Annotated in this window: 13 protein-coding genes; 8 read left to right on the top strand and 5 right to left on the bottom strand. The window is 64.4% G+C overall.

Annotation, left to right across the window (positions count from 1 at the left end):
• Nucleotides 1–48: 48 nt before the first annotated feature.
• Nucleotides 49–900, top strand: coding sequence for a helix-turn-helix transcriptional regulator (locus tag FDW81_RS01740; RefSeq protein WP_138132408.1), 852 nt, complete (start codon nt 49–51; stop codon nt 898–900).
• On the opposite strand, the gene FDW81_RS01735 is transcribed toward FDW81_RS01740, so the two are convergent.
• Both FDW81_RS01735 and FDW81_RS01730 read right to left on the bottom strand, forming a co-directional pair.
• On the bottom strand, nt 897–2,081 hold the full coding sequence (locus FDW81_RS01735) for a mandelate racemase/muconate lactonizing enzyme family protein (protein WP_138132407.1): 1,185 nt from the start codon (nt 2,079–2,081) through the stop codon (nt 897–899). The two genes, FDW81_RS01740 and FDW81_RS01735, sit on opposite strands and share 4 nt — an antisense overlap.
• Nucleotides 2,082–2,097: 16 nt before the next feature.
• Complete coding sequence (locus tag FDW81_RS01730; protein ID WP_138132406.1) at nt 2,098–3,147, bottom strand: LacI family DNA-binding transcriptional regulator; 1,050 nt, start codon at nt 3,145–3,147, stop codon at nt 2,098–2,100.
• A gap of 244 nt (nt 3,148–3,391) precedes the next feature.
• Here FDW81_RS01730 and FDW81_RS01725 point away from each other — a divergent pair, with 244 nt between their 5' ends.
• The 7 genes from FDW81_RS01725 to FDW81_RS01695 all read left to right on the top strand — a co-directional run bounded on the left by FDW81_RS01725 (nt 3,392) and on the right by FDW81_RS01695 (nt 10,641).
• Entirely contained in the window at nt 3,392–4,720 is a 1,329-nt protein-coding gene (locus FDW81_RS01725; RefSeq protein WP_138132405.1) for an extracellular solute-binding protein, read from the top strand.
• Nucleotides 4,717–5,652 carry a carbohydrate ABC transporter permease gene (locus FDW81_RS01720; RefSeq protein ID WP_138132404.1) on the top strand — a complete coding sequence of 312 codons (936 nt, stop codon included), beginning with the start codon at nt 4,717–4,719 and terminating at the stop codon, nt 5,650–5,652. The genes FDW81_RS01725 and FDW81_RS01720 overlap by 4 nt, the downstream gene beginning before the upstream one ends.
• A 79-nt stretch (nt 5,653–5,731) precedes the next feature.
• Nucleotides 5,732–6,559, top strand: a complete 828-nt coding sequence (locus tag FDW81_RS01715) for a carbohydrate ABC transporter permease (protein ID WP_370278688.1) — start codon at nt 5,732–5,734, stop codon at nt 6,557–6,559.
• A gap of 14 nt (nt 6,560–6,573) precedes the next feature.
• A complete protein-coding gene (locus FDW81_RS01710; RefSeq protein WP_138132402.1) occupies nt 6,574–7,767 on the top strand; it encodes a Gfo/Idh/MocA family protein in 1,194 nt (397 codons plus the stop codon).
• 38 nt (nt 7,768–7,805) lie between these two features.
• On the top strand, nt 7,806–8,810 hold the full coding sequence (locus FDW81_RS01705) for a sugar phosphate isomerase/epimerase (protein ID WP_138132401.1): 1,005 nt from the start codon (nt 7,806–7,808) through the stop codon (nt 8,808–8,810).
• Nucleotides 8,811–8,833: 23 nt separating this feature from the next.
• Complete coding sequence (locus FDW81_RS01700; protein ID WP_138132400.1) at nt 8,834–9,535, top strand: ThuA domain-containing protein; 702 nt, start codon at nt 8,834–8,836, stop codon at nt 9,533–9,535.
• Nucleotides 9,520–10,641: a Gfo/Idh/MocA family protein gene (locus FDW81_RS01695; RefSeq protein WP_138132399.1), complete on the top strand. Its 1,122-nt coding sequence runs from the start codon at nt 9,520–9,522 to the stop codon at nt 10,639–10,641. Before FDW81_RS01700 ends, FDW81_RS01695 begins: the two co-directional genes overlap by 16 nt.
• Here the strand turns inward: FDW81_RS01695 and FDW81_RS01690 are convergent.
• The 3 genes from FDW81_RS01690 to FDW81_RS01680 all read right to left on the bottom strand — a co-directional run bounded on the left by FDW81_RS01690 (nt 10,638) and on the right by FDW81_RS01680 (nt 14,992).
• On the bottom strand, nt 10,638–11,486 hold the full coding sequence (locus FDW81_RS01690; protein ID WP_138132398.1) for a pyruvate, water dikinase regulatory protein: 849 nt from the start codon (nt 11,484–11,486) through the stop codon (nt 10,638–10,640). The genes FDW81_RS01695 and FDW81_RS01690 overlap by 4 nt on opposite strands.
• Complete coding sequence (gene ppsA, locus FDW81_RS01685) at nt 11,487–13,901, bottom strand: phosphoenolpyruvate synthase (protein ID WP_138132397.1); 2,415 nt, start codon at nt 13,899–13,901, stop codon at nt 11,487–11,489.
• Between the two features lie 245 nt (nt 13,902–14,146).
• Complete coding sequence (locus tag FDW81_RS01680; protein ID WP_138132396.1) at nt 14,147–14,992, bottom strand: alpha/beta fold hydrolase; 846 nt, start codon at nt 14,990–14,992, stop codon at nt 14,147–14,149.
• Between the last annotated feature and the right edge of the window lie 86 nt (nt 14,993–15,078).

Raw genomic sequence — 15,078 nt, 5'->3', positions numbered from 1 at the left:
CCAGCGGAAGACAGTGCTGATACTAGTAGCAGGAGTACCACGGTACTAGTGTTGGAGAACGTGAAAGAGGCGGGCGAGAAGCGCAAGGAACTGGGTCTTTACCTGCGGGCACGCCGCGACCAGGCGCTGAGATCCGAGTACGCCTTGCCGCCGGTGGCCCGACGGCGGGAACGGGGGCTGCGGCGGGAGGAAGTGGCCTTCCTGTCCGGAGTCAGTGTCACTTGGTACACCTGGCTTGAGCAGGGCCGGGACATCAGGCCTTCACGCGAGGTGCTGGAGGCCGTGGCCCGGACCCTGCACCTTTCGGAGACCGGGCGTTCCTACATCCTGTCGCTGGGCGGTTATTCTGCGCCTGTTTCTGCGCGTCCGGAGGCTGCCGATGCGCCGGCGCACATCCAACGCCTCCTCAACGCCCTGGGCCCCAATCCGGCCTTCGCCTTGGCCCCGGACTGGAGCGTCATGGGGTGGAACCGGGCCTACGCCGCCCTGTATCCCAACATCGCCAAGGTCGCCGCACCCGAGCGGAACCTGTTGTGGCTCGTCTTTACCGACCCGTATGTGAAGGAACTGCTCCCCGACTGGGACGTCACCAGCAGGCGGTTCTTGGCGGAATTCAGGGCAGAAGCCGGGCAGAGGCTCGGCGATCCTGACGTGTCGTACCAGGTGGAGCGGCTCAAGGAAACGAGCCCGGAGTTCAAGGAAGGCTGGGACCGGTACGACATCCTGGGCTTCGAATCCCGCGAGCGGCTGTTCCGCCACCCCTCAGTGGGCGTCCTGAGGCTGGAGCACCACCAGGTCTCGCCCTCGGACCGGCCCGATCTCCATATCGTGGTCTATACGCCCGCTCCGGACAGTGACGCCGCGGAGCAGATCCAACGGCTCCTGGCCGTCGGCAGCTAGCCCCACACGGGCTCGAGGTTAAAGTAGGAGCGAGCGTCCGGCGGGCGGATGTCGGCGACGGCGTCCGTGAAGATCCGCATGGGATGGGGCGTGAAAGGGTGCTCGGCCATCGCGTCGAAATCGAGGTCGATGCCCAGGCCTGGACCTTCAGGGATGAGCACGTCGCCGTCCTCCGTCAGCTGGAGGCGCTCGTTGGATATTTCACTGCGCCAGGGCACGTCGGTGGCCATGATTTCCAGATACCGGAAGTTGGGCAGCGCGGCGCCAAGCTGCAGGGTTGCGGCAGTACTGAGGGGGCCGCTGGGGTTGTGGGGTGCGAACGGTATGTAGTGGGCGGCGGCCAGAGTGGAGATGAAGGACAGTTCCAGCAGGCCGCCGGCGTGGGTGACGTCCGGCTGGATGAAGTCAACGGCGTTCCTGGCGAGGACGGGGACGAAAGTGCTCCGCCCGAACCACCGCTCCCCTGCCGCAATCGGCACGGGAGACTTGGAGCGGACCTCAATCAGCGCGTCGATCCCGTCCGGCGGGCACGGCTCTTCGAAGAACACCGGCTGGAACTGCTCAAGTTCCCGTGCCACACGGATGGCAGTGGGGACGTCGAACCTGCCATGCCCTTCGATGAACAGCTCCACATCATCGCCAACAGCGTCCCGGACGGCGGCAACAGGCTCCAGCATCCGGTGCAGGTCGCCCGGCCCGAGCGTGAGGTCTGCCGCTTCGAAGGGGTCCCATTTGAGTCCGCGGAAACCCTGGGCAACCGTCTGCAGAGCAGCCTCGGCGAAGTCCTCCGGGCATGTGGCTCCTGAGAACCAGCCGTTGGCGTAGGCGCGGACCCTGTCCCGGACCTGCCCGCCCAGCATGCGGTGGACCGGCACACCGAGGGCGCGCGCGGACACATCCCACATCGCCATTTCAAGGGCGCTGAGCGCTGTCATCGTCACGGGCCCACCGCGCCAGTAGGCATCGCGGTTAAGTTCGTAGATGATCTGGGAAATTCTTGTGGGGTCCTTGCCGCGCACGGCGTCGGCAAGGATCGCGACGGCGCCGAGGACGGCGTGTTCCTGTCCCTCAAGGGTTGCCTCGGCGACGCCAGTGATGCCGGCATCGGTGTTCAGTCGGACGAAGATGAGGTTTGTCCGGTAAAAATCGACGACGACGGTGTCGAGATTGGTGATTTTCATCGTTGCGGCTTCATTTCTAGTCAACGGTTGCCGGAGGCGCGGTGGAGTCGCGGACTATGAGGTGGGTGGCAAGTTCCACCCGGTGGGAATCGGGGAATTCGCCGTCGGCCTGGCGCAGCACTGACCGCAGTGCCGCGCGCCCCATTTCCTCCAGCGGCTGGGCTACGGAGCTGAGCGAAGGGACGGATTCGGCGCCCTGCTTGGTGCCGTCAAAGCCGATCAGGCTGAGGTCCTCGGGAACCCTGACACCATGGCGGCCGGCTTCGCTGAGGACGCCCAGTGCGATGGTGTCGCTGCCCGCAAAAATTGCCGTGGGCAGCTGGTCAAGTTTGAGCAGCTCCTGGAACCCGGCAACACCGCTTTCCCGCCGGAACCTGCCGCCCGAAACGATGTACCGCGGATCCACCGTGACGCCGCGGGCCATCAGGGCCGCCATGTAGCCATGCAGCCGCGCCTGGTTGCACTCGGCGTTCTCGATTCCGCCAATGTACGCGATGCGGCGGTGCCCCAGGTCCAGCAGGTGTTCCGTAGCGGCCTTGCCGCCGGCCCAGTTAGTGGCTCCCACGCTGACCACATCAGCCGAAGGCGGGTTGAGCGGATCGATGACGACGACGGGAATCTTGCGGCGCCGGAACGCCTGCAGTTGCGCCTCGCTGAAAGCGGAGGTCACCACGATCATCCCCGCCCTGCCCTCGTCCAGCATGCGCTGGGCGCGGCGCTCGGGGCTGGGCAGGCTGGGGTTCCCACGGCCAGTGACACTGACCAGGATCTCCACGTCGGCGCCTGCGGCGAACTGCAGTATCCCGTTGAGGACCTCAATCATGTAGGCCGAGTCGAGCACGTCGATCACCACCTCAACAACGGTGCCGGTATCCGCCGCCGGCCGCCGCAGCTGGGGTGACTGGTAGCCGGACTGCTCCAGCGCGGCCAGGATGCGGGCCCGGGTTTCAGGGGCAACATCGTCCCTGCCGTTCACCACTTTGGAAACTGTGGGCGCCGAGACGCCGGCCTGCCGCGCCACCGAGGCGAGCGTCGGCTTGGTCCGGTGTGGCGTTTTGGTTGTCATTCGCGATCGCAATCTTTCGAATCTTTCGGAAATCTCATTCTGTCCATGCCTGCTTCAAGCGTCAAGAGGGGTTCGAGTCGCTGAAAGGTTGACCAAAAATTGTGCGCGCTTCCTCTTGACCGCGGCGGTTTAAGCGGCTTTAGTTTAGAGAGTGACCTAAACCACAGGTTCGAAATATTTCGAAAAGTGGAGCGGAGCCACGGCTCCGATACTTGCAAAGAAGCAAATTCCAGATGGAGAAGCAATGAAGCAGCCCCAGACCTCCCGCCGCTCTTTCCTCGCACTTGCCGCCCTCACCCCCTTCGCCGTCGCGGCCACCAGCGCCTGCGGGACATCCGGACCGGGCACGGCCAGTGGCGGCGGGGGCGCCAGCATGTGGTACCTCTCCGGCGAGCCGAACCAGACCACCATGCAGAAGGCCGTGGACACCTTCAATTCGGCAAACCCGGACAACAAGATTTCCGTGACGTACTTCCAGAACGACGCGTACAAGACCAAGATCAAGACCGCCATCGGTGCCGGCCAGGCCCCCACCATCATCTACGGCTGGGGCGGCGGCACCTTGAAGACCTACGCCGAGGCAAACCAGGTGGAGGACCTGACCAGCTGGTTTGAGGAGAACAAGGACCTGAAGGAAAAGTTCTTCCCGTCCTCCTTCGGCGCAGCAACCGTGGACGGGAAGATTTACGCCCTGCCCAACCAGTACGTCGCCCCCATTGTCCTGTTCTACAACAAGGAGCTGTTCGAAAAGGCAGGCGCACAGCCGCCCAAGACCTGGGACGACGTCATGTCGCTGGTCAAGACCTTCAACGACATGGGCGTCGCCCCCTTCTCGCTCGGTGGCCAGTCACGCTGGACCTCCATGATGTGGCTTGAATACCTGCTGGACCGCATCGGCGGCCACGAGGTCTTCAACGCCATCTTCGAAGGCAAGCCCGATGCCTGGCTGGATCCGGCGGTCATCGAGACGGGCACCAAGATTCAGGAACTCGTCTCAGCGGAAGGCTTTATCAAGGGCTTCTCCTCGATCGCCGCCGACTCCAACGCTGACCAGGCCCTGCTCTTCACGGGCAAGGCAGCCATGATGCTGCACGGCTCCTGGACCTACGGCGCCATGAAGAAGGGCGGCCAGAACTTCGTCCAAAGCGGAAAACTGGGCTTCGTCCACTTCCCCACCGTTGCCGGCGGCAAGGGCGACCCCAAGAACGGGGTCGGAAACCCCGCGCAGTACATGTCAATCTCCTCCAAGGCCACAGACCAGGAGAAGGAGTCGGCGAAGAAGTTCTTCAAGGACGGCATCCTGACCGAGACGGTCATTGACACCTACATCGCCTCCGGGTCCGTTCCCATTGTCAACGGCATCGAGGACAAGCTGAACACGTCCGAGGACAAGGAGTTCCTGAACTTCGTCTACGACCTGGCCAAGAACGCACCGAACTTCCAGCAGTCCTGGGACCAGGCTCTCAGCCCCACCGCCGCCGAGGCCCTGCTGAACAACATCGACCAGTTGTTCCTGAAGTCGATCACCCCGCAGCAGTTCGCCGAGAACATGAATGCCACCCTCGGAAAATGAGTAACACTGTCTCCACTTCGCCCCGCACTGCTGTCAGCAGGGGCGAGTCCCAACAGACTGAAAAGCGCAAGGCCGCGCTTGCGTGGCTGACCGTGCCCGCCTTGTTCTTCTTCCTGGTCTTCGCCGTGGTGCCGCTGGCGGGCGTGTTCATCCTGAGCTTCGCCAACTGGGACGGCATCGGCTCCATCGGGCTGGCGGGAATGGACAACTGGTTCTCGGTGCTCGCGGACCCAGGGCTGTACAACGCCCTGGGGCTGACCTTCCTGATCATGATCGCCTCCTGGCTCGTCCAGACTCCGATCAGCCTCCTCCTGGGGGTCTTCACCGCAGGAAGCCAGCGCTACCGGGCCGCCCTGGCGGTGCTGTACTTCCTGCCCCTGCTGCTCTCCTCAGCTGCGGTGGCCATTGCCTTCAAGGCGCTGCTGGATCCGAACTTCGGCCTTGCCACCGGCCTTGGACTGCCCTTCCTGGCACAGGACTGGCTGGGTGTTCCGCACCTGGCCCTGGGCCTGGTCATCTTTGTGATCGCCTGGCAGTTCGTGCCGTTCCATACGCTGATCTACCAGGGCGGCGTGCGGCAGATCCCGAAGTCCCTGTACGAGGCTGCGGAGATCGACGGCGCGGGTACCATCAAGCAGTTCTTCCACATCACCCTGCCCCAGTTGAAGTACACCATCATCACCTCGTCCACCCTGATGGTGGTGGGCTCATTGACGTACTTCGACCTGATCTTCGTTCTCACCGGCGGCGGGCCCGGAAACTCCACCCGGATTCTGGCCCTGGACATGTACCTGCGGGGCTTCCGGGCCAACCTGATGGGCCCGGCGAGCGTCATCGCCGTCATTCTCGTAGTCATCGGCCTTGCCCTTGCCTTGCTCCTCCAGCGCCTTGGAGGCAAGGACAAGCAGGGCAGCCAGTTGGAAGGTCTGTAGCGTGAGTACCGTCTTGAACACCAGCACGGAGGAAGCCAGGGCCGGCTCGCCCGCCAACTCCGCAGCCCGCACACGCGGCCTGGGCTCCAGGCTGCGGCGGCTCAACATCCCTGCAGGGCTGGGCGGCTGGCTCTGGTTGGCCATCATCATCATCCCGGTGTATTACGTCGTGATCACCAGCCTGAAGACGCAGGAAGGCTACTTCGGCCAAAACCCTTTGGCTCTTCCCACCTCGCCCACGCTGGAGAACTACCAGCTGGTGATTGAGGCGAATTTCGCCAGGTACTTCATGAACAGTGCCATCGTCACCATCGGTGCCGTGGCCCCCGCGGTGCTGATTTCGTTCATGGCCTCCTTCGCCATCGTCCGGGGCAGCGGCCGGTTCCTCAAAGTGGTCAACGGGATGTTCCTGATGGGCCTGGCGATTCCGCTCCAGGCAACGATCATTCCGATCTACCTGATGATCATCCGGCTGAACCTGTACGACAGCCTGCTGGCTCTGATACTGCCGTCCATTGCCTTCGCCATCCCGCTGACGGTGCTGATCCTGTCCAACTTCATCCGCGACGTGCCGAACGAACTGTTCGAATCGATGCGGCTGGACGGCTGCAGCGAGTGGCAGATCATGTGGCGGCTGGCCCTCCCGCTGACCCGTCCGGCGATCGTGACCGTCGCCATCTACAACGGCCTGCACGTCTGGAACGGGTTCCTGCTTCCGCTAGTCCTCACCCAGAGCCCCGACCTGCGCGTCCTGCCCCTCGCGTTGTGGACCTTCCAGGGCGAGTACAGCGTCAACATCCCGGCCGTTCTCGCCTCGGTGATGCTGAGCACGCTGCCCATCCTGGTGCTCTACGTCGTCGGCCGCCGCCAGCTGCTCAGCGGCCTCACCGCCGGCTTCAGCAAATAGAAAGGAACATTCATATGACCACCGCAAAGCCCCTGCGGGTTGGCATGGTGGGCTATGCCTTCATGGGTGCAGCCCACTCCCACGCCTGGCGCACGGCGCCCCGGTTCTTCGACCTGCCGCTGCAGCCGGAGCTCACCGCCGTCGCCGGCCGCAACGCCGAGGGTGCACGCGCCGCGGCCGACAAGCTCGGCTGGGAATCTGTCGAGACTGACTGGCGCCGCCTGCTCGAGCGGGACGACATCGACCTCATCGACATCTGCACGCCCGGCAACACCCATGCCGAGATTGCCATCGCAGCCCTTGAGGCAGGCAAACACGTTCTGTGCGAGAAGCCGCTGGCGAACTCGGTGGAGGAAGCGGAAAGGATGACACTGGCGGCGGAAACTGCCGCCAAGCAGGGCATCAGGTCAATGTGCGGCTTCAGCTACCGCCGCACCCCTGCGCTGGCACTGGCCAAGCGGTTCGTTGAACAGGGCCGGCTCGGCGACATCCGCCACGTACGGGCCCAGTACCTGCAGGACTGGCTGACAGATGCCAACGCCCCGATGACCTGGCGGCTGGACAAGAGCAAGTCCGGGTCCGGTTCGCTGGGGGACATCGGAGCACACAGCATTGATGCGGCCCAGTGGGTTACGGGCCAGAACATCAGCGGCGTGTCCGCACTGCTCGAAACGTTTGTCACTGAGCGGCCGCTGGCGGGCGAAATGGTGGGGCTCGGCGGCCACGGGGACATCAGCAGTGACGCGCCCCGTGGAGCGGTCACCGTTGATGACGCGGCGATCTTCAGCGCAAAGTTCGACGGCAGCACCGGCTCCACGGGCACCATAGGCGTCTTTGAAGCAACGCGGTACGCGCTGGGCCGGAAGAACGCGATGCGCCTGGAGGTCAACGGCACCAAGGGCTCCCTGGCCTTTGACTTTGAGGACATGAACGTCTTGAACTTCTACGACGCCGCTGAATCCCCCGATGCCGGCTTCCGGCGGATTTACGTGACGGAGCCCGAGCACCCCTACGTCGGCAACTGGTGGCCCACGGGCCATTGGCTGGGCTACGAGCACGGCTTCACGCACCAGGTGGTGGACCTCGTCACGGCCATCGGTGAGGGCCGGCAGCCGGAACCATCCTTCGCGGACGCCCTGCAGGTCCAGCGGGTCCTCGCGGCGGTGGAATCCAGTGCCGCCAATGCCAGCCAGTGGCAGAAGGTCTGAGCCAGGCCGCCCAGCTTCAGCACAACCAAGGAGACTTGATGACACGACCAATCACACTTTTCACCGGCCAGTGGGCCGACCTGCCCTTCGAGGAAGTGGCCCGGCTCGCCGGCGAGTGGGGCTTCGACGGACTTGAGATCGCCTGCTGGGGCGACCACCTGGACCCGCGCCGCGCCGCCGAGGACGACAACTACCTCCAGGGCAGGCTGGACATCCTCGAGAAAAACAACCTGAAGGTTTACGCGATCGCCAATCACCTCACCGGGCAGGCAGTGTGCGACGACCCCATTGACGAACGCCACCAGGGCATTCTGTCCGCGGAAATCTGGGGCGACGGTGACCCCGAAGGTGTGCGCCGCCGGGCCGCGGAGTCGATGAAGGACACCGCCCGGGCAGCTGCGCGGCTGGGCGTCAAAACGGTGACAGGCTTCACCGGCTCCTCCATCTGGAAGGCCGTCGCCATGTTTCCGCCCGCCTCCGAGGCAATGATCGACGCCGGCTACCAAGACTTCGCGGACCGCTGGAATCCCATCCTGGACGTCTTTGAGGAGGAGGGGGTCCGCTTCGCCCTGGAGGTCCACCCGTCCGAAATCGCTTACGACTACTGGACTGCAAAGCGGACCCTGGAGGCCATCGGGCACCGCAAGAGCTTCGGGCTGAATTTTGATCCGTCCCACTTCATCTGGCAGGACCTGGATCCGGTGATGTTCCTGCAGGACTTCGCAGAGCACATCCTCCATGTCCACGTGAAGGAATCCATCCGGCAGCTTGACGGCCGCAACGGGCGGCTGGGCTCCCACCTGGCCTGGGCGGATCCGCGCCGGGGCTGGGACTTTGTGACTGCCGGGCACGGCGATGTGCAGTGGAACCGGATTTTCCGGACCCTGAACGCCATCGGCTACGAAGGCCCCACCAGCATCGAATGGGAAGACGCCGGAATGGACCGGCTCATCGGTGCACCGCAGGCACTGGCGATGGTGCAGGAACTTGCCCAAATTGCCCCGCCTGCAGCTGCCTTCGATGCCGCCTTCAGCACGCGCTGAATACATAAACCTAAGAGGAAACAATGACAAGCCAGAACAAATCAGCACTGGTGGTGCGCGGCGGCTGGGACGGACACCAGCCAGTCGAAGCCACTGAAGAGTTCATCCCCTACCTCAAGGAGCAGGGCTACGAGGTCAGGGTGGAGGAATCCCCTAAAATCTACGCCGACGCCGACTACATGGCCGGGGTGGACCTGATCATGCAGTGCATGACCATGAGCACCATCGAAAAGGACGAGTTCGCCGGACTGCGGGCAGCCGTGGAAAACGGCACCGGCCTGGCCGGCTGGCACGGCGGCATTGCCGATTCCTACCGCAACACCTCCGACTACCTGCACCTGATCGGTGGCCAGTTCGCCTGCCACCCGGGCAAGCACCCGGACGAGTGCACCGGCGAGCAGTCGGACAATTATGTGCCCTACACGGTGAACATGCTGCCGGCAGCGGCCGAGCACCCCATCACCAAGGGCATCGAGGACTTTGACCTGGTGACCGAGCAGTACTGGGTCCTCTCCGACGACTACATCGACGTCCTGGCCACCACCACGCAGAAGGTCCGGGAGTGGGACCCCTGGAACCGCGAGGTCACCTCCCCCGCCATCTGGACCCGCCAGTGGGGCAAGGGCCGGATATTTGTCGCCACCCCGGGCCACAGGGTCGAAGTCCTCCAGGACCAGAACGTCCGCACCATCATTGAAAGGGGCCTGCTGTGGGCAAGCCGTTGAAAGTAGGAATCGTTGGCTGCGGCGCCATCATCGCGCAGTACCTCGCCAACTTCCGGAAGCTCAATGACATCGATCTCGTGGCGGTCGCGGACCTGGATCCGGCGCGCGCGCAGGCCGTGGCGGAGCAGTACGAGGGCGTCCGTGCCGTGTCCGTGGAAGAACTCCTGGCCGCGGACGACGTCGAACTGGTCCTGAACCTGACCATCCCGGCGGCGCATGCTGAGGTGGCGCTGAAGGCGATCGCAGCGGGCAAGAGCGTGTACGGCGAGAAGCCTCTCGCCGCCACCACTGAGGAGGCACGGCAGGTGCTGGACGCAGCGAGGGAGGCGGGCGTCGTCGTCGGCTGCGCTCCTGACACGGTGCTTGGCACCGGCCTCCAGACGGCGCGCAAGGCGATTGATGACGGCCTCATCGGCGCGCCCATCTCTGCGAGCGCCACCATGGTGACCCCCGGCCATGAGCGCTGGCACCCGAACCCGGATTTCTACTACCAGCCAGGTGGCGGACCCCTCCTGGACATGGGCCCGTACTACGTGACCGCCCTGGTGACCCTCCTGGGCCCGGTGGTGTCGGTGGTGGGTGCCGCGAGCCACACCCGCAGCGAGCGGACCATCGGTTCGGGGCCGCGCCAGGGTGAAAAGATTCCCGTCACCATCGATTCCCACGTCACTGGTGTCCTGACCCATGCCTCCGGTGCGATGTCCACCCTGTTCATGAGCTTCGACGCCGTGAAGTCCAAGTCGCCGAACATCGAGATCCACGGCGAGCGCGGATCGCTGGTGGTTCCGGACCCCAACCACTTTGACGGTGACGTTGAGCTGTTCTCGCTGGGTGCCGATGCGTGGGAGACCCTTCCCGTGTCGGCCGGCTATGTTGATGCCGGACGCGGGTTTGGAATCGCTGACCTCGCCGCCACACCTGCCGGCAGCGAGCCCCGCGCGGGAGGCGCCCTCGCCTACCACGCGCTGGAGGTCATGGAGTCCGTCCTCGAATCGGCGCGCAGCGGTGCGGCCGTCAGCATCAACAGCACGGTGGAGCGCCCGGCAAGCGTGGAACTGACCGTCCTCACGGAGGTAGACGCGCTGCAGGCCCAGGAAGCCTCCTAGTGGTGCAGCTGCATCCGTTGGAGAACGGTGGCTGAAATTTCCTCGACCGACATCGACGCCGAGTTCACGTAGGGCACATTGTTGGCCCGGTACATGTCCTCGGCGTTGCGCAGCTCGAAGGTGCATTGGTTCAGCGATGCATAGGTGCTGCCGGGACGGCGTTCCTGGCGGATCTGGCTGAGCCGGACGGGCTGGGAGGTAAGCCCGAAGCATTTGTTGGCGAAGGGCAGCAGGGGTTTCGGCAGGGACAGGCTGGCGAAGTCTTCCTCCACCAGGGGGAAATTGGCGGCGAGGATGCCGTGCTGCAGCGCCAGGTACATGGTGGTGGGGGTTTTGCCGCAGCGCGACGGGGCGATGAGGATCAGTTCAGCGCGCTCCAGCGCACGCAGCGACTGGCCGTCGTCGTGCTCAATGGCATATTCGACGGCAGCCATCCGCGACTGGTAGCGGACGGCGTCGCCCACTCCGTGGGCCTGGCCGGGCTGGCCGCTGGCGGAGGAGCCCAAGGCATCTTCCAACTGGCCGAGGTGGGCGCCGATCAGATCGAAAAAGTGGCCTCGGCTGCGGGCCAGGACGGAGCGGACGTCCTGGCTGACGGCGGTTGAAAAGACGATCGGCCGCGGCCCGGCCGCAGCGAGCTGATCGATGACAGCCACCACCTCGTGCGCCTGCTCCACCGTGGTGATGAACGGGATGGTCCGGCGCTCCAACGGGTGGCCGGGGAACTGGGTGAGCAGCGTGTTGCCGAGTGTTTCTGCCGTGATGCCGGTGCTGTCCGAGAGGAAGAACACCGTGGGGGCGGACGGGTTGCCCGCCCCCACGGTGTCCGTCTGGGTTTCGGTCATTCAGACGGCGGAGCGGTTGCCGGTGCGGGTGCTCGTGCGCGCCAGGCGGAGCCAGGTTTCGGTGACCGCGTCCGGGTTCAGCGAGATGGAGCTGATGCCCTGCTCCAGCAGCCACTCCGCGAAGTCCGGGTGGTCGCTGGGGCCCTGGCCGCAGATACCGACGTACCTGCCCTTGGCGCGGCAGGCGGCGATAGCCATTTCGAGGAGCTTGGTGACGGCAGGGTTGCGCTCATCGAACCCTTCGGCCACCAGGGCCGAGTCACGGTCAAGTCCCAGAGTGAGCTGGGTCAGGTCGTTGGAGCCGATGGAGAAGCCGTCGAAGTACTCCAGGAACTCGTCGGCGAGCAGGGCGTTGGCGGGCAGTTCGCACATCATCACGATTTCCAGCCCGTTTTCACCCCGGCTAAGCCCGTTGGCGGCGAGGAGCTCGGTGACGCCGCGGGCCTCGTCCAGGGTGCGGACGAACGGAACCATGATCTTGATGTTGGTCAGGCCCATCTCGTTGCGGACGAACTTCAAGGCTTCGCACTCGAGTTCGAAGGCCTTGCGGAAGGATTCCGAGAGGTACCGGGACGCGCCCCGGTACCCGATCATTGGGTTTTCCTCGGAGGGCTCGAAGGCGGGACCACCCACCAGGTTGGCGTACTCATTGGACTTGAAGTCCGAGAGCCGGATGATCACAGGTTCCGGCGCGAAGGCCGCGGCGATGGTGGAGATGCCCTCGGCGAGACGCTTGACGTAGTAGTCCCGCGGTCCGTCGTAGGCGGCGATCTTTTCCCGGATTTGCCGGACGGTGTAGTCGGACAGCGAGGCGGGCCGTGCGATCTCCCCGGCCACGGCCAGCAGCGCGTTGGGGTGGATGCCGATCTGCCGGTTGATGATGAATTCGAGCCGTGCCAGGCCGACGCCGTGGTGCGGCAGCTTTGCAAAGCTGAAGGCCTGTTCGGGGGTTCCGACGTTCATCATGATCTTGACCGGCGCCGGCGGCATGGTGTCCAGGCTGGTTTCCTGCAGCGTGTAGTCGAGCAGTCCCTCGTAGACGAAGCCTGCCTCACCCTCCGCGCAGGAGACGGTGACGGGTGCGCCGTCGGCCAGGACCCGGGAGGCGTTGCCGGTTCCGACGACGGCCGGGATACCGAGTTCTCGGGCGATGATGGCTGCGTGGCAGGTACGCCCGCCACGGTCCGTGACGATCGCGGCGGCCTTCTTCATGATCGGTTCCCAGTCGGGGTCGGTCATGTTGGCCACCAGGACGTCGCCCGTCTGGAAGGAGGCCATCTGGTCAATGGAGCTGAGCACCCGCACCTGGCCGGCACCGATGCGCTGGCCGATGGCCCGGCCCTCGACCAGGACTGCCGAGCGCTCGGTGAGCGTGTAGCGGGAGATGGTGCCGGATGCCTTGCGGGATTCGACGGTCTCGGGCCGGGCCTGGAGGATGTACAGCTCCCCGTCCACACCGTCCTTGCCCCACTCGATGTCCATTGGGCGGCCGTAGTGCGCCTCAATGGCGAGCGCGTGCCGGGCCAGCTGCTCCACCTCCTCATCCGTGAGGCTGAAGCGGCGGCGCTGGTCCGGCTGCACGGGGACGAAGTCCACGGTTTTTCCGACCTCCTCGGACTCCGTGTAGATCATCTGCACAGCCTTTTCGCCCAGGCCGCGCTTGAGCACTGCCGGCCGGCCGGCTGCGAGCGCCGGCTTGTGGACGTAGAACTCATCAGGGTTCACGGCGCCCTGGACCACGGCCTCGCCCAGGCCGTAGGACGAGGTGATGAAAACGGCGTCGGTGAAGCCCGACTCGGTGTCCATCGTGAACATCACGCCGGATGCGCCAACGTCGGAACGGACCATGCGCTGGACGCCCGCCGAGAGTGCCACTTCCGAGTGCGTGAACCCATGGTGCACGCGGTAGGCGATGGCGCGGTCGTTGTAGAGCGAGGCAAAGACATCCTTGATTGCCAGCAGGACATTGTCCACGCCCCGGATGTTCAGGTAGGTCTCCTGCTGCCCGGCGAAGGAAGCATCCGGCAGGTCTTCCGCCGTGGCGCTGGAGCGCACCGCCCAGGACACGTCCCCGCCGTGCTGGCCCGTCAGCCGGTCATAGGCGGCACGGATCTGCTCCTCGAACCCAGGAGCGAAAGGGGTGCTGCGGATCAGGTCGCGGATCTGCTTTCCGGCCAGGGTCAACGCGGCCACATCGCCGCTGTCCAGGCCCTCCATAATGTCCTCGATCCGGCTGTCCAGCCCGGATTCGGCCAGGAAACGCCGGTAGGCGTCAGCCGTCGTAGCGAAACCGTCCGGAACCTTGACCCCCGCCGAGGCAAGGTTCCGGACCATCTCTCCGAGCGATGCGTTCTTGCCGCCGACTCGGTCGAGATCGGACAGGCCAAGGTCAGAAAACCAGAGAACGTCAGTCATGGGTGGTGCTCCTTCGTTGGGCACGCGCCGACAAGCGCTAAAAATCAGGTGATGCAAGGGTTGTCGGAAGAGCGGCGGCGAAGCAATCGGATGTGACGCGGAACACATTCGGCTTGAGTAATGAAAAGTCACTTTGGTGCTGCCCAGGGAAGCGAGGGGCGCAAATCATCCCCGCTTGGCGTGGCGCAGGTACTGTCCGGTGGAGTTCAAGGCCTGTTCCAGAACGTTTTCAGCGCCTAGGGGTTCTATTTGTCCAGTTGGGGTGTGCCGCGGGTATCGAGATAGTGCAGAATCGCCCGGGCCGTTTCCTCCGGAGCGCTGACGTGGGGGCAGTGCCCCGTGGCCTGAAGCTGCACCAGGGTGCTGTGTTCCAGGTTCTTGTGCAGGTAGGCGCCCACTTCCGGCGGAGCAAGCCGATCGTCGGAGCACTGCAGAATCAGACAGTTGGTGTGCAACTTTTTCAGTTCAGGGCGGGTGTCGGAAAAGAAAGTTACCCCGGCGAAGTGCCTTGCGATGGACGGATTTGTCCGGCAGAAGCTGAGACGCAGGTCCTCCGCCAATTCCGGCTCCTGCGGGTTGCCCATGACCAAGGGCGCCAAGGCCGCGGCCCAGGCGAAATAGTTGCTGTCCAGGGCTGCCAGCAGGCCCTCGATGTCCTCCCGCGAAAACCCGCCCACGTAGCCGTCATACGGGTCATCCGTATGACGGGGTGAAGGAGCAAGCAGGACAAGGTGGGAGAAACGGTTGGGGTCCTGCGCAGCGGCGATCACGGCGATCATGGTGCTGACGCTGTGGCCCACAAGGATGACGTCCTCAAGTTCAAGGGCGGCGCAAATCTCCAGCAGGTCCGACGCGTACCCGTTCAGGGAGCCGTACTTCTCCCAGTCGTAGGCGCTGATGTCGGAGTGTCCTGCACCAACATGATCGAAAAGCACCAGCCGGTAATCATCAACGAAATAGGGCAGCAGCTTCCGCCACATAGCCTGATCGCAGCCGAAACCGTGGGCAAACATCATCACAGGCCCATCATCCCGGCCGAGTATGGTGACATTGTTCCGGCGGCCCATCACCGCAGCAACTGCTTCAATCACGTTCTCACTGACCCTCGCGTAGGGTGGCGTCCTGTCCCAGACTATCCACGGGAAATAGAGAATCCTAGAGATCCTCCCACTATGAC

The organism is Pseudarthrobacter sp. NamB4 (genome assembly GCF_005796185.1).
Lineage (GTDB): Bacteria > Actinomycetota > Actinomycetes > Actinomycetales > Micrococcaceae > Arthrobacter.
The sequence above is the reverse complement of the archived record's forward strand: the minus strand, read 5'-3'. Positions and strand labels throughout refer to the sequence as shown.

Coding starts and splice junctions, on each gene's coding strand:
- FDW81_RS01700 (WP_138132400.1), top strand. CDS start 8,834: ATGACAAGCCAGAACAAATCAGCACTGGTGGTGCGCGGCGGCTGGGAC.
- FDW81_RS01710 (WP_138132402.1), top strand. CDS start 6,574: ATGACCACCGCAAAGCCCCTGCGGGTTGGCATGGTGGGCTATGCCTTC.
- FDW81_RS01705 (WP_138132401.1), top strand. CDS start 7,806: ATGACACGACCAATCACACTTTTCACCGGCCAGTGGGCCGACCTGCCC.
- FDW81_RS01725 (WP_138132405.1), top strand. CDS start 3,392: ATGAAGCAGCCCCAGACCTCCCGCCGCTCTTTCCTCGCACTTGCCGCC.
- FDW81_RS01720 (WP_138132404.1), top strand. CDS start 4,717: ATGAGTAACACTGTCTCCACTTCGCCCCGCACTGCTGTCAGCAGGGGC.
- FDW81_RS01690 (WP_138132398.1), bottom strand. CDS start 11,486: ATGACCGAAACCCAGACGGACACCGTGGGGGCGGGCAACCCGTCCGCC.
- FDW81_RS01730 (WP_138132406.1), bottom strand. CDS start 3,147: ATGACAACCAAAACGCCACACCGGACCAAGCCGACGCTCGCCTCGGTG.
- ppsA (WP_138132397.1), bottom strand. CDS start 13,901: ATGACTGACGTTCTCTGGTTTTCTGACCTTGGCCTGTCCGATCTCGAC.
- FDW81_RS01735 (WP_138132407.1), bottom strand. CDS start 2,081: ATGAAAATCACCAATCTCGACACCGTCGTCGTCGATTTTTACCGGACA.